This is a genomic window from Salmonella bongori NCTC 12419, from assembly GCF_000252995.1.
Classification (GTDB): domain Bacteria; phylum Pseudomonadota; class Gammaproteobacteria; order Enterobacterales; family Enterobacteriaceae; genus Salmonella; species Salmonella bongori.
This window is the reverse complement of the sequence record NC_015761.1, coordinates 4,141,340-4,161,221: the sequence shown is the minus strand read 5'-3', so window position 1 is coordinate 4,161,221 and position 19,882 is coordinate 4,141,340. Positions and strand designations below refer to the sequence as shown.

The window sequence follows — 19,882 nt, the reverse complement described above, 5'->3', positions numbered from 1 at the left end:
TCAACCCCGTTATCTTTCCCGTTTGGCGAGATACGGTTTTTTATGTTCATATTCCAGGAGTTCGGGTATGAGGATTTGCAGCAACGAGCCTTGCATAGTTTTATTAGCTGAAAAAGAAACATGGTTACGCATCAATGGTAGGGAGCCAATCGGGTTAAAAGCAAATCATATGGCCATTCTGGCTTGCGAAAATAACGTTATCGAAGTTCCATCATTAAATAGCGTGCTAGTAATACCAGTGAGTCGCAATACAATTAAAGACTACTTACAGTTTCTGAATAAAGATCTTTCCCATCTCCCCGTCTGGCAACGCAATGCCATCCCCTTATTGACCGATACTTGCCTGACGCCGGATATTTTCAGAATCGCAGCCCGTTACAGTGCGACGGAAACGCAAGATGAAATGGCCATTGAACGTACCCGCTCTCTCCTTTTCACCGTTTTATCCCGCTTTCTTGACCATAAGACATTTATTCCCTTGCTAATGCATATGCTGCGCAACCGTATCAGCGACAGCGTTTACCACATCATTCAAAGCGATATTCATAAAGAATGGAATCTGAGCACCGTCGCCAGCTGCTTATGCCTGAGCCCAAGTTTGCTAAAGAAAAAGCTCAAAAATGAAAATACCAGTTATAGCCAAATAATCACCACCTGCCGAATGCGTTATGCAGTAAACCAACTATTAATGGAAGGAAAGAATATCTCGCAAGTCTCACAACTTTGTGGGTATAACAGCACGTCGTACTTTATCTCTGTGTTTAAAGAGTTTTATGGCATGACCCCTCTGCATTATGTTAGCCAACATCGGGAACGATCAGCCGCCTAATTTTTACACACTCAACAATAAGACACGATAATATCAGCATTGGCGATAACCCGTCCCCGATATAATTCAGCAGCATTCTGAGGGGGTATGATACGACGTAATTTATCGTAACGAAGTCACCTTTTCAGGAGTCCAAATTATGTCTTCGGATGCTGATGCTCACAAAGTGGGCCTAATCCCCGTCACCTTAATGGTCTCGGGGAATATTATGGGTTCAGGGGTATTTTTACTCCCTGCCAACCTGGCGGCCACTGGCGGGATTGCAATCTACGGATGGCTGGTCACTATCATCGGCGCCCTGGCGCTGTCGATGGTTTATGCCAAAATGTCGTCCTTAGATCCCAGTCCCGGCGGGTCTTATGCTTATGCACGCCGCTGCTTCGGACCGTTTTTAGGTTATCAAACGAACGTACTGTACTGGCTGGCGTGCTGGATCGGTAATATCGCGATGGTGGTTATCGGCGTCGGCTATCTGAGCTACTTCTTCCCGATTCTGAAAGATCCTCTGGTATTAACGCTGACCTGCGTCGCGGTACTGTGGATTTTCGTCCTGCTGAACATCGTGGGGCCAAAAATGATTACCCGCGTCCAGGCCGTCGCCACCGTACTGGCGCTGGTACCTATCGTAGGGATTGCCGTCTTCGGCTGGTTCTGGTTTAAAGGCGAAACCTATATGGCGGCCTGGAACGTGAGCGGCATGAACACCTTCGGCGCGATCCAAAGCACGTTGAACGTTACACTGTGGTCATTCATCGGGGTAGAAAGCGCCTCCGTTGCAGCCGGGGTAGTAAAAAATCCGAAACGCAACGTGCCTATCGCCACTATCGGCGGGGTACTGATTGCCGCCGTCTGCTATGTACTCTCCACAACGGCCATTATGGGGATGATACCCAACGCGGCGTTGCGCGTATCAGCATCGCCTTTCGGTGACGCGGCACGTATGGCACTGGGCGATACCGCTGGCGCGATTGTTTCCTTCTGTGCAGCGGCAGGCTGCCTGGGCTCTCTCGGGGGCTGGACGCTGCTTGCTGGCCAAACCGCAAAAGCGGCGGCGGATGACGGTCTCTTCCCACCCATCTTTGCCCGGGTTAATAAAGCCGGTACGCCAGTGGCAGGGTTGCTTATCGTCGGCGTACTGATGACTATTTTCCAGTTCAGCAGTATGTCGCCAAACGCTGCGAAAGAGTTTGGTCTGGTCTCCTCTGTGTCGGTCATCTTCACCCTGGTGCCTTATCTTTACACCTGTGCCGCACTGTTGCTGTTGGGCCATGGGCACTTTGGTAAAGCGCGCCCACTGTATTTATTGATTACCTTCGTTGCGTTTGTATATTGCATCTGGGCGGTCATCGGCTCCGGCGCCAAAGAAGTGATGTGGTCATTCGTCACGTTGATGGTTATCACCGCACTGTATGCGTTGAATTACAACCGCATCCACAAAAACCCGTATCCGCTGGATGCGCCGGTTAAACAGGATTAACCACGTCGTTAATTTCCTCGTAATAGTCCGGGTAACAAACGTTACCCGGCCATCACCAACATTAAGTTCTTAAGGTTCACTTAATTTTACTTTGTCACGATTAGCGTCACTGAATCGATGGACGCATCAACATGTTAAAGCGCTTTCTAAAAAGACCTGTTCTTGGGCAAATCGCCTGGCTTCTGCTTTTTTCTTTTTATATTGCTGTTTGCCTGAACGTTGCATTCTATAAGAATGTACTGCAAGACCTGCCGTTAAACTCACTGCGCAATGTACTGGTATTTATTTCCATGCCGGTCGTCGCCTTCAGCGTTGTCAATAGCGTGCTAACGCTGGCCTCATTTATTTGGCTAAACCGACTGCTGGCCTGCATTTTTATTCTGGCTGGCGCTGCCGCCCAGTATTTTATTCTGACTTACGGCATCATCATCGATCGTTCCATGATCACCAATATGATGGATACCACCCCCGCGGAAACTTTTGCGCTGATGACGCCGCAAATGGTGCTGACGCTGGGATTAAGCGGTATTCTGGCGGCAGTGATTGCCTGTTGGGTCAAAATCCGCCCCGCGACGCCGCGGCTACGCAGCGGCCTTTACCGCATAGCCAGCGTCCTGATCTCTGTTTTATTAATTATTCTGGTCGCTGCCTTTTTCTATAAAGATTACGCATCGCTCTTCAGAAATAATAAACAACTGATCAAAACATTAAGCCCCTCCAACAGTATTGTCGCTGGCTGGTCATGGTATTCGCATCAACGGCTGGCGAATTTGCCGCTGGTACGCATTGGCGAGGATGCGCATCGTAATCCGTTAATGCTGAAAGGCGATCGCAAGAACCTGACGATTCTCATTGTCGGCGAAACGTCGCGCGGGGATAATTTCTCTCTTGGCGGTTATCCGCGCGACACCAATCCGCGACTGGCGAAAGACGATGTGGTCTACTTTCCGCATACGACATCTTGCGGTACAGCGACCGCGATCTCCGTTCCCTGCATGTTCTCTGATATGCCGCGCAAACATTATGATGAAGAATTAGCGCACCACCAGGAAGGGTTACTGGATATAATCCAGCGCGCGGGGATCAACGTATTATGGAATGACAATGACGGCGGCTGTAAAGGCGCATGCGATCGCGTTCCGCATCAAAATGTCACCGAGCTAAACCTGCCCGGGCAGTGTATTGACGGCGAATGCTATGATGAGGTGTTATTTCACGGTCTGGAAGACTATATTGATCACCTGAAAGGCGATGGCGTCATTGTACTGCATACCATTGGCAGCCACGGACCAACCTATTACAACCGTTACCCACCGCAGTTTAAAAAATTTACGCCAACCTGCGACACCAATGAAATTCAGAACTGCTCCCAACAGCAATTGGTCAACACCTATGATAATACCGTGCTGTACGTGGACTATATTGTGGATAAAGCCATTAACCTGCTGAAATCGCATCAGGATAAATTCACAACCAGCCTGGTCTATCTTTCCGACCATGGCGAATCATTGGGTGAAAATGGCGTTTATTTACACGGTCTGCCGTATTCCATTGCGCCGGATACGCAAAAACATGTCCCGATGCTCATTTGGCTTTCTAAAGATTATCAACAGCGTTATCAGGTGGATCAGGCCTGCCTGCAAAAACGGGCGAGCACGCTGGATTATTCGCATGACAACCTTTTCTCAACCATGCTGGGATTAACTGGCGTACAAACGACGTATTACCAGGCCGCAGATGATATTCTGCAACCATGCAGGAGACTAAGCGAATGAAGATACTGATTGTTGAAGACGACACGCTATTATTACAGGGGTTAATACTCGCCGCGCAAACTGAAGGTTACGCCTGCGATGGCGTTTCGACAGCACGTGCTGCCGAACATAGTCTGGAGTCAGGTCATTACAGTCTGATGGTGCTGGATTTAGGGTTGCCCGATGAGGACGGCCTGCACTTTCTGGCACGGGTGCGACAGAAAAAATATACTCTGCCGGTACTCATTCTGACCGCCCGCGATACGCTCAATGACCGCATCACCGGGCTGGACGTCGGCGCGGACGATTACCTGGTTAAACCCTTCGCCCTGGAGGAGTTGCACGCCCGTATCCGCGCGCTGCTGCGCCGCCATAATAATCAGGGCGAAAGTGAACTGACAGTCGGCAAACTGACGCTTAATATGGGACGGCACCAGGTCTGGATGGACGGCCAGGAGCTAACCCTGACGCCTAAAGAGTACGCCCTGCTGTCACGGTTGATGCTCAAAGCGGGCAGCCCGGTACACCGGGAGATTCTGTATAACGATATCTACAACTGGGATAACGAACCTTCGACCAACACTCTGGAAGTGCATATTCATAACTTGCGCGACAAAGTCGGTAAAGCGCGCATTCGCACGGTTCGCGGGTTTGGCTACATGCTGGTTGCCACTGAGGAAAGCTAAGTGAGCCTGATGCGTTTTCGGCAAAGAGCGATGACCCTTCGCCAGCGTTTAATGCTGACAATTGGGCTCATTCTGCTGATATTCCAGTTAATCAGCACCTTCTGGCTATGGCATGAAAGCACCGAACAAATCCAGCTGTTCGAGCAGGCATTGCGGGATAATCGCAACAACGATCGCCATATCATGCACGAAATTCGCGAAGCGGTCGCCAGTCTGATCGTCCCTGGCGTATTTATGGTTAGCCTGACGCTGCTGATTTGCTACCAGGCGGTACGGCGTATTACCCGCCCGCTGGCCGATCTGCAAAAAGAGCTGGAAGCACGAACGGCAGACAATCTGGCGCCAATCGCTATTCACAGCTCCACACTTGAGATTGAGTCCGTCGTCTCCGCGCTCAATCAACTGGTGACGCGCTTGACCACCACGCTCGACAATGAACGCCTTTTTACCGCCGATGTAGCCCATGAGCTACGTACCCCACTGGCGGGGGTGCGTTTGCATCTGGAGTTATTGTCAAAATCCCACAATATTGATGTCGCGCCGCTTATCGCCCGTCTTGACCAGATGATGGATAGTGTCTCCCAACTTCTGCAACTGGCGCGCGTGGGCCAGTCATTCTCTTCCGGTAATTATCAGGAAGTAAAACTGCTGGAAGATGTGATTCTCCCCTCCTACGATGAGCTGAACACCATGCTGGAAACGCGCCAGCAAACGCTATTGCTGCCGGAAAGCGCGGCGGATGTGGTGGTACGCGGCGACGCGACGTTACTGCGTATGCTGCTGCGAAACCTGGTAGAAAATGCGCACCGCTACAGTCCGGAAGGAACCCATATCACCCTCCATATTAGCGCCGATCCCGACGCTATCATGGCGGTCGAAGACGAGGGGCCAGGTATTGATGAAAGCAAATGCGGGAAGTTAAGCGAGGCGTTTGTACGAATGGACAGCCGTTATGGCGGTATTGGGCTGGGACTAAGCATCGTTAGCCGCATCACTCAACTGCATCAGGGACAGTTTTTCCTGCAAAACCGTACCGGTACAACAGGCACCCGCGCCTGGGTGCTGTTGAAAAAGGCATAAACAGACGTTTAATACGTTGTAACCCACACATAGATAAAACTGCTGACAATCAGCATACTACACAGGGTCGTCAAACTTTTATAAATATAGCTTTTCATGACGCTCTCCTCCAAAGGTATGGAGGAGAGTGTGCCAGCGAGAGATTAAGCGAACCTTAAGCGCGACATTTATTCATCAATGCGCGGATGCTGTTGTACCAAACGCGAACGTTTGGCCTGCAATTCCGCGATTTCCTGATCGATATCTTCAATCTTCTGTTCAATATTATCGTAATGCTCGCCCAGAATTTCCTTCGCTTCCTGAATATCCGACGCCGCCGGCGTCGCGCCTTTCAGTGGCCGATTCGCTGTCTCTTTCATGGCGATACCGGTAATCAAGCCTATCACCGCAATGACCATCAAATAGTAGGCCGGCATCATCAGATCCTGCGAACTTTCCACCAGCCAGGCAGCCAGCGTCGGCGTCAGGCCGGCAATCAACACCGAAATGTTAAAGGCCGCTGCCAGCGCGCTGTAACGAATATGCGTCGGGAACATCGCTGGCAACGTTGAGGCCATCACGCCGGTAAAGCAGTTCAGGATCACCGCCAGCATCAACAAACCGGCGAAAATCAAACCGATAACATTACTGTTAATCAGAATAAAGGCCGGTATCGCCAGTGCAAACAGCGCGATACTGCCCATAATCACAAACGGACGGCGACCGAAACGGTCACTCAGTAACCCCATCACTGGCTGCACAAACAGCATCCCGATCATAATGGCGATAATAATCAACACACCGTGATCTTCAGAATAGTGCAGGTTATGCGACAGGTAACTCGGCATGTAGGTAAGCAGCATGTAGTAGGTCACGTTGGTGGCAATCACCAGACCGATACACGCCAGCAGGCTACGCCAGTGTTTAGTCGCAATCTCTTTAAAGGAAACTTTTGGACCATCCTGCAGCCCTTCGCGGTCACCCTGTTCCAGCTTATCCACATGCTGCTGAAACGCTGGCGTCTCTTCCAGCGCATGGCGTAAATAGAGACCAATAATCCCTAACGGCAGGGCGATAAAGAACGGAATACGCCAGCCCCACGCCAGGAAATTCTCCTCGCCGACAATCGTCGAGATTAATACCACTACGCCCGCGCCCAGCACAAAGCCTGCGATGGAACCAAAATCCAGCCAGCTTCCCATAAAGCCACGCTTACGGTCTGGTGAATATTCAGCCACAAAGATCGACGCGCCGGTATATTCTCCGCCTACCGAGAAGCCCTGCGCCATTTTACACAGCAACAACAGAATCGGCGCCCAGATGCCGATGGTGGCATAAGAGGGTATTAATCCGATACAGAAGGTACTGATCGACATAATGACAATGGTAATCGCCAGGATCTTCTGACGCCCGTATTTATCACCGAGCATACCAAAAAATAAACCGCCGAGCGGTCGAATCAGGAAGGGAACAGAAAACGTAGCCAGCGCGGCAATCATCTGTACGCTGGGATCGGCGCCAGGGAAAAAGACTTTACCCAACGCATAGGCAACAAATCCGTAGACACCAAAATCAAACCACTCCATCGCGTTACCCAGCGAAGCGGCGGTAATCGCTTTGCGAAGTTTACCATCATCAATGATGGTCACATCGCGCAGCGTAATCGGTTTTATTTTTTTCCTTTTCAGCATAGCTGTCCTCATAGGCTAAGCCCGGTGGCGCTATAGACGGCGGGCACTGGCATACCGCGGCAGCGTCGCCGTCGAGCGGAGGAAACGCGCCAATGCGCTCCCTCATACAAGCGTAGCAGGTTTACTTACACCGTCCGGTTACGGACTGTACAACCGAACCTGTTGACGCCTGAATGGGCAGTTAATGACCTCTTTACCCTAACAGTGTTTAAATATGTGATCAACTTCACACATATATGTCAGTTTAGTCAAAAGGTGTAAACAATAGCGCGCTAACGCCAGCGATAACCAGCAAAAAACCGTTATGTGGGTGTAAACATTTATGAGCTACCGTCGCACAAGCCATTTTTTAAAATCCGGCAATAGTCCCAACAACGCTAAGGATTTTGTGTATAATTGCGTCCTTTTTCGGCGATCTGCCATTTTTGGGCGCGTTTGCCCCTGCTGACTTTTTGAGGAAACCAACATGTCATTGCCCCACTGCCCGCAATGTAACTCCGAATATACTTACGAAGATAACGGCATGTTCATCTGCCCGGAATGCGCTCATGAATGGAACGATGCGGAGCCCGTTCAGGAGAGCGATGAACTGACTGTTAAAGACGCCAACGGCAACCTTCTGGCGGATGGCGATAGCGTCACCATCGTGAAAGATCTGAAAGTCAAAGGCAGCTCTTCCATGCTAAAAATGGGTACCAAAGTGAAGAACATTCGTCTGGTTGAAGGCGACCATAATATCGACTGCAAAATCGAGGGTTTTGGCCCGATGAAACTGAAATCCGAGTTCGTGAAAAAGAACTGATTAGGTTGTCATTACCTGATGGCGTTATGCCTGGCAGGCCCACGCGTTTTATATAACCCCCACGGCTGGATAAAACAGGTATGCCGGCATGTGTTGTGTTGCCCATAGGCGCTTCGCCAGGCGGGCCTGGGCGACACCTTACCCCTGTCGATGCTGTACAAATTTTGAACTACACTTAACGGACGTCCCTTACCTGAGGTAACGATCATGCCGTTAAGTCCCTACCTCTCTTTTACCGGCAACTGCGCCGACGCCATCGTGTATTACCAACAAACGTTAGGCGCAGAGCTACTCTATAAAATCAGTTTTGGTGAAATGCCCCCATCGGCACAAGGTAGCGAAGAGGGCTGCCCGTCAGGAATGAACTTCCCCGACACCGCTATCGCCCACGCCAACGTGCGCATTGCGGGCAGCGACATTATGATGAGCGACGCCATCGCGTCCGGGACGGCGCATTATTCCGGCTTTACACTGGTGCTGGATACACAAGATGTAGAAGAAGGGAAGCGCTGGTTTGCTAACCTTGCCGCACATGGGCAAATCGAAATGGACTGGCAGGAAACCTTCTGGGCGCATGGTTTCGGCAAGGTCAGCGATCGGTTCGGCGTGCCATGGATGATTAATGTGGTTAAACAGCAGCCTGCTATATAATCCCCCGGGAGGCTCGCCCTTCCCCGTGTCATCAAATTGATCTTTGTCTGCATGTCGGCTTTGACGTAGCGGTCAACGGGTGGTGCACACATCTGCCGCAGGCGCACTACGGCACCTCTCTATTACCTGTCTGACAGTTTCGCCCGATATTTTAGCAGGCGCGTGGGCGGGAGAATGCCGCAGAACTCGCCGCCCGCCTGGATCGAGCAGCACTTTATCCGCCGTTTAACTGCCATAGAATAAATAAAGACGGTAGTTTGCTACAGTCTGTCGAAAGATTGTTAATTCTGATGAGGTGTCAGGAGGAACATTATGTCAGTCTGTGAATTACGCTACGCGACAACAGAGGATACCGATTCTGTTTACGCGCTTATCTGTGAGTTACTTAAAAATGAGCTTGATTATCAGGCTTTCAGGGATGGATTCGCCGCTAATTTACTGGACCCCAACTTTCATTATCATTTAGCGCTGCGCAACGGAGAGGTGGTCGGCATGATCAGCCTGCATATGCAATTTCATCTCCATCATGCCAACTGGATTGGCGAAATTCAGGAGCTGGTGGTATTACCCCAGATGCGGGGACAAAAAGTTGGCAGTCAGCTTCTGGCCTGGGCAGAAGAAGAAGCGCGTCAGGCGGGCGCGGAGCTAACGGAGCTTTCCACAAATATTAAACGCCACGATGCACACCGCTTTTATCTGCGCGAAGGTTACAAGCAAAGTCATTTTCGGTTCACAAAAGCGTTGTGAGCTGGCAGCCGTAGAGCGGATAAGACGCCATCGTCGCCGTCCCTGTAGAGGGGTTATCACATTCAATAATGCCGTCACGCTACTGGATGCAGGTCTGCACGATCTGATGGATCGCTGACCCGCTGGATCGTTTAATCCGTTCCTGCTCACCTATTATATATGGATCATGTGCAGGGGTTATTTCCACTACGCTGGGGAACCGGATCGCCGCTCCCGGTTTATGGTCCATCAGATGAGCAGAGTTGCAACGATCTGTTTAAACGTCCCGGCATTCTCGACTTCAGCTATACCGTGCAGCCATTTGTAACGTTTACTTTACAAGGATGAGTCGATTCGTTGCCCACAGGTCATTCTGACGCATATCAGCTATCAATTTGATGCCTGGATAATGACGAACTCACTGCCAGACGGTAGTAAAGCAGGCTACAACGGGATGGAAATCCCCTTCGAATAAACATGCCGAAAAGATTTGCAGGCCTGAAACATCACAAGATACTGCCATATGGCGCTGCGCTTACCCGGTCTGCCGTTTAAAAAAGCGCTAACGATAATCATCGTCTTCCATATGACGTTCTTCGGCTTCAAGCTGACGACGTTCCTGATCAAGTTGACGCTGGCGATCGTCCAGTTGACGGCGACGATCCTCAAACTGACGACGCCTGTCATCATACTGACGACGGCGATCATCGCTCATTGTTCGCTGCCAGCCGTCATCGCGATCGTCATCGTAATCGCGTCCATTATCCGTTTTGTACGCCTCGCTGAGAGCCTGCTGAATATGCCCCATTGCCTCATCAATAATATCGGCCCGTGCCGGTAGCGTCGTCAGAGCCAACAGCGCAAGGAAAAAAAGCAGAGAAATGCGTTTCATAAGCCAGCCTCATCAGGAGATAAGGCATAACGTAATCAACCGTCACCGGGTGAAGTAGCGGAGTAATCTCAATTCTACTGTCGGCAAGCCTGGTTAAAGGTTAAACGGGCTGACTCGCTTCTTTAGCAAAAATTGCCCTTTGAAGTTGTATAAATGTAAATTTATTGTCAACGAACTACACTTTTCTCTTTGGCATCACCGGGAGGGTTGCCTGAAAATCCCGGGATGAGGTTTTCTTAGAAGGACAGTGACGTTATGTTCGCAGCAATCATTATCGGTATTTTTATTATCAGCGTCATTTATGCGCATTCACGCGGTGTGGAAAAACAAAAACTTTCCCGTCAGCTCTTTGACCACTCGACGTTTATGGCGCCTATCAATATGTTCATGACTCGCTTCTCAACGTTACCGGCAAAGCAGCCGTACTTTGATACCACGGCATTTCCAGAACTGCAGAAGCTGACGGAAAACTGGCAGGTGATTCGTGAAGAGGCGCTACGGCTTCAGCATCACATAAAAGCCGCGCAGGCCAATAACGACGCCGGATTCAATACCTTTTTCAAGCGCGGCTGGAAACGGTTTTACCTTAAATGGTATTCCGATGCCCACCCGTCGGCGGAAACGTTATGCCCGATAACGACAAAGCTGGTCAACGGTATCCCCTCCATCAAAGCGGCGATGTTCGCCGAGTTGCCTCCCGGGGCCTATCTGGGAAAACATCGCGACCCCTATGCCGGTTCAGTACGTTACCATCTTGGATTAAGCACACCGAATGACGACCGCTGTTTTATTGAAGTTGATCGACAACGCCATAGCTGGCGCGACGGCGAAGCCGTTATCTTCGACGAAACCTACGTTCATTGGGCGGAAAATAAAGCTGAGCAGACGCGTATTATTCTCTTTTGCGATATTGAGCGCCCAATGAAATGGCGCTGGGCGCAGAGCGTAAACCACTGGGTCGGCGCATCGTTGATGTCCGCCGCCAGCTCGCCAAACGACGAGAACGATCGCACCGGTGCGATTAATCGTATCTTTAAATACGTTCACGCAGCACGCGATGCCGGGCAACGGCTGAAAAAGAAAAACCGCACTTTCTATTACGCGCTGAAATATCTCGTTATTGCCGCTATTTTTGCCGCGATTATCCTTTCCAGCCTCCTCTGAAGCCGGGCCGCGGTATGGAACTGTCTGCCGCGGCTTGTTCTATCCCGGCGTGAGTATCAAAGCGTTCTTTGGCCTTGAGTCTGTCCATTGGGATAATTTATTAAAAACACCCACTTCAGGCAGAGTAGATTGCCGGATGGCGGCTCCGCCTTATCTGGCCTGCGCTCAGCATTTCTCCACATAATAAATGTCATGCGGCATTTTCTTTCGACACGTCAAAACTGACGATAGCCTGTTTTTCGTCAGGGTTTTGAGCAAAATTCGCCCGTAATATCAGGGGAAGTCCATACTAAAAAAGTGGCATAAAACATGCATACTGAGGGCGACAGCGCGTATGCGCGATTTGATTAACTGGAGCGAAACCGATGAAAAAAGTCGTCACGGTTTGCCCGTATTGCGCATCAGGTTGCAAAATCAATCTGGTGGTCGATAACGGCAAAATCGTCCGGGCTGAGGCGGCGCAGGGGAAAACCAACCAGGGTACCCTGTGTCTTAAGGGTTACTACGGCTGGGATTTTATTAATGATACCCAGATCCTGACCCCACGCCTGAAAACCCCAATGATCCGTCGCCAGCGTGGCGGCAAGCTGGAATCCGTTTCCTGGGATGAAGCGCTCAATTACGTCGCTGAACGTTTGAGCGCCATCAAAGCGAAGTATGGCCCGGATGCCATCCAGACGACCGGCTCCTCTCGCGGAACGGGTAACGAAACCAACTATGTAATGCAAAAATTCGCGCGCGCCGTTATTGGTACCAATAACGTTGACTGCTGCGCTCGCGTCTGACACGGCCCATCGGTTGCAGGTCTGCACCAATCGGTCGGTAACGGCGCAATGAGTAATGCTATTAACGAAATTGATAACACCGATTTAGTGTTTGTCTTCGGGTATAACCCGGCAGATTCCCACCCTATCGTGGCGAATCACGTGATTAACGCTAAACGCAACGGGGCAAAAATTATCGTCTGCGATCCGCGTAAAATTGAAACCGCGCGCATTGCCGACATGCATATCGCGTTGAAGAACGGTTCGAATATCGCGCTGCTCAACGCCATGGGGCATGTCATTATTGAAGAAAACCTGTACGACCAGGCGTTCGTCGCGACTCGTACTGAAGGCTTTGAAGAGTATCGTAAGATTGTCGAAGGCTATACCCCGGAGTCCGTTGAGGAAATCACCGGCGTCAGCGCGCACGACATTCGTCAGGCGGCACGGATGTATGCCAGCGCGAAAAGCGCAGCGATCCTGTGGGGCATGGGCGTGACTCAGTTCTATCAGGGGGTCGAGACCGTTCGTTCCCTGACCAGCCTCGCCATGTTAACCGGCAACCTCGGCAAGCCGAGCGCGGGTGTTAACCCGGTCCGCGGCCAGAACAACGTTCAGGGGGCGTGCGATATGGGCGCGCTGCCGGATACTTATCCGGGCTACCAGTACGTTAAGTTCCCGGAAAACCGCGAGAAATTCGCCAAAGCCTGGGGCGTAGAAAGTCTGCCGGCGCATACCGGCTATCGCATCAGCGAACTGCCGCACCGTGCGGCGCATGGCGAAGTACGCGCGGCATACATCATGGGTGAAGATCCGCTGCAAACCGATGCGGAACTCTCTGCGGTACGTAAAGCATTTGAGGATCTGGAACTGGTCATCGTCCAGGACATCTTTATGACCAAAACCGCGTCGGCGGCGGATGTGATTTTACCGTCTACCTCGTGGGGCGAACATGAAGGCGTCTTCACGGCGGCGGACCGTGGCTTCCAGCGCTTCTTTAAAGCGGTTGAACCGAAGTGGGATCTGAAAACAGACTGGCAAATCATCAGTGAAATTGCCACCCGGATGGGCTACCCGATGCACTACAACAATACCCAGGAAATCTGGGATGAGTTGCGTCATCTGTGCCCGGACTTCTACGGAGCGACTTACGAGAAGATGGGGGAACTGGGCTTTATCCAGTGGCCTTGCCGCGATACGTCTGATGCCGATCAGGGGACCTCTTACCTCTTTAAAGAGAAGTTCGACACCCCGAACGGCCTGGCGCAATTCTTCACCTGCGACTGGGTAGCACCGATCGATAAGCTCACCGAAGAGTACCCGATGGTACTGTCGACGGTGCGCGAAGTCGGCCACTACTCCTGTCGCTCAATGACTGGTAACTGTGCAGCGTTGGCCGCTCTGGCGGATGAACCGGGCTATGCGCAGATCAATACCGAAGACGCTGCGCGCCTGGGCATTGAAGATGAAGCGCTGGTCTGGGTTCACTCGCGTAAAGGCAAAATCATTACCCGTGCGCAGGTCAGCGATCGCCCGAACAAAGGGGCGATTTATATGACCTACCAGTGGTGGATTGGCGCCTGTAACGAATTGGTTAGCGAGAACCTAAGCCCGATTACTAAAACGCCGGAGTACAAATACTGCGCCGTGCGCGTCGAACCGATCGCCGATCAGCGCGCCGCCGAGCAGTATGTCATTGATGAGTATAACAAGCTGAAAACCCGCTTGCGTGAAAGCGCGTTAGGGTGATCCGCATTGCCTGATGGCGCTACGCTTATCAGGCCGACGAGCGAACATTCTGCCGGCCTGATCGCTGCCATCCGACTTATCATTTTTGCTAACAGCCTCCCTCGCGGAGGCTGTTTTTTTATCCATACAATCTCTTTATACTGTTCATTCCGTACCCTAAATAAAATTCAAAATGAAACAACTGGTTGCATTGATATTTTTGATACCCTTTTTTGCCCATGCCGCCGACCCTCAACCCGGCAGCCAATACCTGAAGGCGGCCGAAGGCGGAGACCCGCGCGCGCAGTATTATCTCGCCGATAGTTGGTTGAGTTCCGGCGACTTAGGCAAGGCTGAATACTGGGCGCAAAAGGCAGCCGATAACGGCGATGCCGACGCCTGTGCGCTACTGGCGCAAATCAAAATCACCAATCCAGTAAGCCTGGATTATCCCGCAGCAAAAACACTGGCTGAAAAGGCGGCCAAAGCAGGCAGTAAAGCAGGTGAAATTACGCTGGCGCGTATTTTGATCAACACTCAGGCCGGACGCCCGGACTACCCGAAAGCGATCTCGCTGTTGCAAAAGGCCTCTGAAGATCTGGATAACGATTCAGCGGTGGATGCACAAATGTTGCTTGGCCTGATTTACGCCAACGGCGTGGGAATTGCCGCCGATGATGAAAAAGCCGCCTGGTATTTCAAACGTAGCTCCGCCATTTCCCGTACCGGTTATTCTGAATACTGGGCGGGAATGATGTTTTTAAATGGCGAACCGGGCTTTATTGAAAAGAATAAACAAAAAGCGCTGCACTGGCTGAATCTGAGCTGTCAGGAAGGGTTTGATACCGGTTGCGAAGAGTTTGACGCATTAACCAACGGATAATGGTTTACATTGCCGGATAAGGCGCAAGCGCCTTATCCGGCAAGCAAAATTATTGCGCAGTTTTATCAAATTTGCCCAACACGTCGCGCTCATAGGCCAGCGCTTTTTTGCGGTCAAACTTGTGCTCCCACTTAGCAATTACCAGCACCGCCAGCGCATTACCTACCACATTCAGCGCGGTACGCGCCATGTCGAGGATACGGTCGACACCGGCGATAAACGCCAGGCCTTCCAGCGGAATCCCTACGCTGCCCAGAGTCGCCAGCAAAACCACAAAGGACACGCCCGGCACGCCTGCAATTCCTTTCGACGTCACCATCAGCGTCAGCACCAGTACAATTTCCTGCCACAAAGACAGATCGATACCGTATAACTGCGCGATAAAGATGGCGGCGATACTCTGATACAGAGTGGAACCGTCGAGGTTAAATGAGTAACCGGTCGGCACCACAAAGCTGGTGATAGAGGCCGGTGCGCCGTAAGCTTCCATCTTCTCGATAATGCGCGGCAGCACGCTCTCGGAGCTGGCGGTAGAGTACGCCAGAATCAATTCATCTTTCAAAATGCGAATCAGAATCCAGATACTGAGCCCACACAGGCGCGCCACAATGCCCAGCACCACCAAAGCAAAGAAGATAATCGCGAAGTGTACCAGCAGCACCAGTTTCGCCAGCGGCCACAGCGACGCAAAGCCAAAGTTCGCCACTGTCACAGCAATCAATGCAAAAACGCCCACTGGCGCATAGCGCATCACCATATGGGTGACTTTAAACATCGTTTCAGAAATGGAGCGAAACACGGTAACCAGCGGTTCGCGATGCGTTGCCGGCAGAGACGACAACCCCAAACCAAAAAGTACCGAGAAAAAGATAATTGGCAGCATATCGCCTTTCGCCATCGACGCGACGATATTGGTTGGCACCAGCGACAGTATCGTCCCCATCAGCCCATGCGCATGGCTTTGCACTTCCGCTGTCGTGTTCTGGTATTTCGATATATCCACCGTCGCAAGTTGCGACATATCAATCCCGGAACCAGGCTGAAACACATTCGCCAGCGTAATACCGAGGATAATCGCTACTGTGGTGATCAGTTCAAAATAGAGTATGGTCTTTGCGCCGATGCGGCCAAGCTGTTTCGCATCGCCAACGCCTGCGATACCGACAACCAGAGTCGAGATCACAATCGGCACGACGATCATTTTAATCAGGTGGATAAAGATATCGCCAGCAGGCGACAGCAGATTGGCGATGAGCCATTCGCGGCTGTCACTGTGATAATGAAGATAACTGCCCAGCAGAATGCCCAGCACCATAGCCAGCAAAATTTGCCAGGCCAGGCTGACTTTCAAATTTTTCATAACAACAGACTTCCTCGATGAAGCGTTGCTCTCCGCCGAAAGCATGAGAACAATCCATACTGAAAGGGTATGATTTGTGTTGCGTTGGTTTATAGGGTTTTTTAACGCGCATAATCAGTATCATTTGCATGGTGTCTTGCGCAACCCTTTCAGAACAGGGCTTTTGGCTGGATTTATGCATAAAAACGCGACTTTATGGCGTAAGACATGAATAACTATTTGTTATGGAAAGATTTTTATTTCGACAAAAATGAATAATACCATAAGGTAACTAATTTTTTATCGCGATTCATTCGCCGTTTTTTTAAACAGCGCAAACGACACAAATCACAAAAAAGAAAAATTATTTTTTTCGATTCTGTAACAACATCGCCATATTAATGGCTTCTACCAGCTGCGCACGGTTGACTCTCGGTGAATTTGCATCCAATAAAGCCTGCCACAGCGAAACGGCTCGCGCATAATCCGCCTGCATAAACGCATCCGCCGCCAGCAGCATCTTTGCGGTCACTTCCATTGCATCCAGAGCCAGCGCCTTATCAATCATCTCACGCGTTGCAGGCGTCATATGCTGTCCAGCCTGGTAGTACAACACCGTCGCCAGCGCGGCAAAAAACTGGGCATTATCGCCCCGAAGATTTTACGGGCATCGGACGTCGTGATGCCACAACGTTTGCAGGCAGAGTCATCTTTTCACCTTCCCGGTACGCTGACGAATACCGACTCGCCAGAGAATAATGCCCACCAGCAACAGCAGTAGACATGGCAACGCCCATAGCAGAAGCGTTTGCGCAGCCAGCGGCGGATTGTAGCGAACAAAATCGCCGTAACGCCGGGTCATCCAGGCGGTAATCTCCGCTTCATTTTTCCCTTCCGCCACCATCGTATAAACCTGATGACGCATACTGACCGCTACCGGCGCATTGGACTCCAGCAAATTTTGATTCTGACACTGCGGGCAGAGTAGCTGGCTGGCGATAAACAGAGGTAATGAAGAAAAAAGGGAAAAGAAGGCTGAAGAAACAGCGTGCGTGTAGTGTTTTCCATAACAGCAACCGCACAAATACTGTTATTACATTGCTCACCTCTATGTGTAACAAATAACCACACTTAACATGTTGTTTTTAGACAATTGTAAGTGTATGTAAAATACCACTTTAGAGTTAGCCCCTTACTCAAATTCCCCTCTCTTTTTTGATTTCCTGACACGGATCACCTTTTTAAAAAATTTCATATAACGTCATGTTATGTCGTGAATTTCTTTAATTTTGCGGGACGCAATCAAAAAACAGATTGCTGCTTATTTGCACAGTTCCCTTTTTGCGTGATCTGTCGCCCAAATACTAAACAAAACTTATTAATACCCTACATTTAACTTTTATGCGACATATTATTAACATCCTACAAGGAGAACAACAGCATGAGCCAAACACATAAACACGCCATTCCCGCCAACATTGCGGATCGTTGCCTGATAAATCCAGAGCAGTATGAGGCTAAATATCAACTGTCTATTAACGATCCCAATACGTTCTGGGGCGAACAGGGAAAAATTCTCGACTGGATCACGCCGTACCAAACCGTAAAAAACACCACCTTTGCACCGGGCAACGTATCCATTAAATGGTACGAGGATGGCACCCTGAATCTGGCGGCTAACTGTCTCGATCGTCACCTGGCGGAAAATGGCGATCGCACCGCCATTATCTGGGAAGGCGATGATGCTTCCCAAAGCAAACATATTTCTTATCGCGAACTCCATCGGGATGTCTGCCGTTTCGCCAATACATTGCTGAATCTGGGCATTAAAAAGGGTGACGTGGTCGCGATTTATATGCCGATGGTGCCGGAAGCGGCGGTAGCAATGCTGGCATGTGCGCGTATCGGCGCTGTGCATTCCGTCATCTTTGGCGGCTTCTCGCCGGAAGCCGTTGCGGGCCGTATTATTGATTCAAACTCCCGTCTGGTGATCACCGCTGATGAAGGCGTACGCGCCGGACGCGGCATTCCGCTGAAAAAGAATGTCGACGATGCGCTGAAAAATCCTCATGTAACCAGCGTAGAACACGTTGTGGTACTGAAACGTACCGGCGGCAATATTGACTGGCAGGAGGGACGAGACCTGTGGTGGAGCGATCTGATTGAGAAAGCCAGTCCGGAACACCAGCCTGAAGCGATGAACGCCGAAGATCCGCTGTTTATCCTTTATACCTCCGGCTCAACCGGCAAGCCAAAAGGCGTGTTGCACACCACCGGCGGTTATCTGGTCTACGCCGCAACCACGTTTAAGTATGTTTTTGATTATCATCCTGGCGATATTTACTGGTGTACCGCTGACGTGGGCTGGGTGACGGGACACAGTTATCTGTTGTACGGCCCGCTGGCCTGCGGCGCGACCACATTAATGTTTGAAGGCGTGCCAAACTGGCCGACGCCCGCTCGCATGTGCCAGGTGGTCGACAAACATCAGGTCAACATTCTCTATACCGCCCCGACGGCAATTCGCGCACTGATGGCCGAAGGTGATAAAGCCATTGAAGGCACCGACCGTTCTTCGCTGCGTATCCTGGGTTCCGTCGGCGAACCGATCAACCCGGAAGCCTGGGAGTGGTACTGGAAGAAGATCGGCAACGAGAAATGTCCAGTGGTCGACACCTGGTGGCAGACCGAAACGGGCGGTTTCATGATCACCCCATTACCTGGCGCGACAGAACTGAAAGCGGGTTCCGCCACCCGTCCGTTCTTTGGCGTACAGCCTGCGTTAGTGGATAACGAAGGTCATCCGCTGGAAGGGGCCACCGAAGGCAACCTGGTGATTGTCGATTCCTGGCCGGGTCAGGCGCGGACGCTGTTTGGCGATCATGAACGTTTTGAGCAAACCTATTTTTCCACCTTCAAGAACATGTATTTCAGCGGCGATGGCGCGCGCCGTGATGAAGATGGCTACTACTGGATCACCGGCCGCGTGGATGATGTGTTAAACGTCTCCGGGCACCGTCTCGGCACAGCGGAAATCGAGTCGGCGCTGGTGGCGCATCCGAAGATTGCCGAAGCGGCGGTCGTGGGGATCCCGCACAGTATTAAAGGCCAGGCAATTTACGCTTATGTAACGCTGAACCATGGCGAGGAGCCGTCACCTGAGCTGTACACCGAAGTCCGAAACTGGGTGCGTAAGGAGATTGGACCGCTGGCGACGCCAGATGTGTTGCACTGGACCGACTCTCTGCCCAAAACCCGTTCCGGCAAGATCATGCGCCGTATCCTGAGAAAAATTGCGGCAGGCGATACCAGCAATCTGGGAGACACCTCAACGCTCGCCGATCCTGGCGTTGTTGAGAAGCTGCTCGAAGAGAAGCAGGCCATCGCGATGCCATCGTAACCATAACCGTGAAATGCCCGATGGCGCGCTACTTATC

The 19,882-nt window shown here is 51.1% G+C and carries 16 protein-coding genes and 4 pseudogenes; 14 read left to right on the top strand and 6 right to left on the bottom strand.

From position 1 onward, the window contains the following. The first annotated feature begins 67 nt into the window (after nucleotides 1–67). From SBG_RS19570 to pmrB, 5 genes are all read left to right on the top strand, one after another. Nucleotides 68–829: an AraC family transcriptional regulator gene (locus SBG_RS19570; RefSeq protein WP_001217070.1), complete on the top strand. Its 762-nt coding sequence runs from the start codon at nucleotides 68–70 to the stop codon at nucleotides 827–829. A 139-nt stretch (nucleotides 830–968) separates the two neighbouring features. Continuing rightward, nucleotides 969–2,306, top strand: coding sequence for an arginine/agmatine antiporter (adiC, locus tag SBG_RS19565; protein WP_000093130.1), 1,338 nt, complete (start codon nucleotides 969–971; stop codon nucleotides 2,304–2,306). Between the two features lie 131 nt (nucleotides 2,307–2,437). Further along, nucleotides 2,438–4,081 (top strand): phosphoethanolamine transferase EptA, encoded by a 1,644-nt coding sequence (eptA, locus tag SBG_RS19560; RefSeq protein ID WP_000919311.1) that lies wholly within the window; start codon nucleotides 2,438–2,440, stop codon nucleotides 4,079–4,081. Further along, entirely contained in the window at nucleotides 4,078–4,746 is a 669-nt protein-coding gene (gene pmrA, locus SBG_RS19555) for a two-component system response regulator PmrA (protein WP_000697892.1), read from the top strand. The genes eptA and pmrA overlap by 4 nt, the downstream gene beginning before the upstream one ends. A 9-nt stretch (nucleotides 4,747–4,755) precedes the next feature. Continuing rightward, nucleotides 4,756–5,826: a two-component system sensor histidine kinase PmrB gene (gene pmrB, locus SBG_RS19550; protein WP_079775146.1), complete on the top strand. Its 1,071-nt coding sequence runs from the start codon at nucleotides 4,756–4,758 to the stop codon at nucleotides 5,824–5,826. An 8-nt stretch (nucleotides 5,827–5,834) separates the two neighbouring features. On the opposite strand, the gene pmrR is transcribed toward pmrB, so the two are convergent. Both pmrR and proP read right to left on the bottom strand, forming a co-directional pair. Next, nucleotides 5,835–5,924, bottom strand: a complete 90-nt coding sequence (pmrR, locus tag SBG_RS22320; RefSeq protein WP_000844397.1) for an LpxT activity modulator PmrR — start codon at nucleotides 5,922–5,924, stop codon at nucleotides 5,835–5,837. Nucleotides 5,925–5,993: 69 nt separating this feature from the next. Continuing rightward, nucleotides 5,994–7,496, bottom strand: coding sequence for a glycine betaine/L-proline transporter ProP (gene proP, locus SBG_RS19540; RefSeq protein ID WP_000919715.1), 1,503 nt, complete (start codon nucleotides 7,494–7,496; stop codon nucleotides 5,994–5,996). 466 nt (nucleotides 7,497–7,962) lie between these two features. Here proP and SBG_RS19535 point away from each other — a divergent pair, with 466 nt between their 5' ends. From SBG_RS19535 to phnP, 5 genes and pseudogenes are all read left to right on the top strand, one after another. Then, nucleotides 7,963–8,298, top strand: a complete 336-nt coding sequence (locus SBG_RS19535; RefSeq protein ID WP_000056485.1) for a zinc ribbon domain-containing protein YjdM — start codon at nucleotides 7,963–7,965, stop codon at nucleotides 8,296–8,298. Between the two features lie 207 nt (nucleotides 8,299–8,505). Then, a complete protein-coding gene (yjdN, locus tag SBG_RS19530; RefSeq protein ID WP_001131348.1) occupies nucleotides 8,506–8,949 on the top strand; it encodes a VOC family metalloprotein YjdN in 444 nt (147 codons plus the stop codon). A 312-nt stretch (nucleotides 8,950–9,261) separates the two neighbouring features. Beyond that, nucleotides 9,262–9,696: an aminoalkylphosphonate N-acetyltransferase gene (phnO, locus tag SBG_RS19525; RefSeq protein WP_000109637.1), complete on the top strand. Its 435-nt coding sequence runs from the start codon at nucleotides 9,262–9,264 to the stop codon at nucleotides 9,694–9,696. Then, nucleotides 9,644–10,017 (top strand): annotated as a pseudogene (locus SBG_RS23290) (hypothetical protein); the annotation flags it as partial. The gene phnO and the pseudogene SBG_RS23290, both read left to right, overlap by 53 nt. Nucleotides 10,018–10,027: 10 nt before the next feature. Then, a pseudogene (gene phnP, locus SBG_RS23515) lies at nucleotides 10,028–10,150 on the top strand (phosphonate metabolism protein PhnP); the annotation flags it as partial. A gap of 87 nt (nucleotides 10,151–10,237) precedes the next feature. Here the strand turns inward: phnP and yjdP are convergent. Beyond that, nucleotides 10,238–10,567: a DDRRRQL repeat protein YjdP gene (gene yjdP / locus SBG_RS19520; RefSeq protein WP_000822660.1), complete on the bottom strand. Its 330-nt coding sequence runs from the start codon at nucleotides 10,565–10,567 to the stop codon at nucleotides 10,238–10,240. Between the two features lie 255 nt (nucleotides 10,568–10,822). Here yjdP and lpxO point away from each other — a divergent pair, with 255 nt between their 5' ends. The 3 genes from lpxO to yjcO all read left to right on the top strand — a co-directional run bounded on the left by lpxO (nucleotide 10,823) and on the right by yjcO (nucleotide 15,106). Continuing rightward, complete coding sequence (lpxO, locus tag SBG_RS19515; protein ID WP_000457027.1) at nucleotides 10,823–11,731, top strand: lipid A hydroxylase LpxO; 909 nt, start codon at nucleotides 10,823–10,825, stop codon at nucleotides 11,729–11,731. Nucleotides 11,732–12,096: 365 nt separating this feature from the next. Next, on the top strand, nucleotides 12,097–14,244 hold the full coding sequence (fdhF, locus tag SBG_RS19505) for a formate dehydrogenase subunit alpha (RefSeq protein ID WP_077909603.1): 2,148 nt from the start codon (nucleotides 12,097–12,099) through the stop codon (nucleotides 14,242–14,244). 172 nt (nucleotides 14,245–14,416) lie between these two features. Next, nucleotides 14,417–15,106: a Sel1 family TPR-like repeat protein YjcO gene (gene yjcO, locus SBG_RS19500; protein ID WP_000812004.1), complete on the top strand. Its 690-nt coding sequence runs from the start codon at nucleotides 14,417–14,419 to the stop codon at nucleotides 15,104–15,106. Nucleotides 15,107–15,155: 49 nt separating this feature from the next. On the opposite strand, the gene gltP is transcribed toward yjcO, so the two are convergent. The 3 genes and pseudogenes from gltP to SBG_RS19485 form a co-directional block, all read right to left on the bottom strand. Next, nucleotides 15,156–16,466 (bottom strand): glutamate/aspartate:proton symporter GltP, encoded by a 1,311-nt coding sequence (gene gltP / locus SBG_RS19495; RefSeq protein WP_000793285.1) that lies wholly within the window; start codon nucleotides 16,464–16,466, stop codon nucleotides 15,156–15,158. A gap of 343 nt (nucleotides 16,467–16,809) precedes the next feature. Then, nucleotides 16,810–17,103 (bottom strand): annotated as a pseudogene (locus SBG_RS19490) (heme lyase NrfEFG subunit NrfG); the annotation flags it as partial. A gap of 48 nt (nucleotides 17,104–17,151) precedes the next feature. Beyond that, nucleotides 17,152–17,451 (bottom strand): annotated as a pseudogene (locus SBG_RS19485) (cytochrome c-type biogenesis protein CcmH); the annotation flags it as partial. A 435-nt stretch (nucleotides 17,452–17,886) separates the two neighbouring features. Between SBG_RS19485 and acs the strand changes: the two are divergent. After that, nucleotides 17,887–19,845: an acetate--CoA ligase gene (gene acs / locus SBG_RS19475; protein WP_000083866.1), complete on the top strand. Its 1,959-nt coding sequence runs from the start codon at nucleotides 17,887–17,889 to the stop codon at nucleotides 19,843–19,845. Nucleotides 19,846–19,882 lie beyond the last annotated feature (37 nt).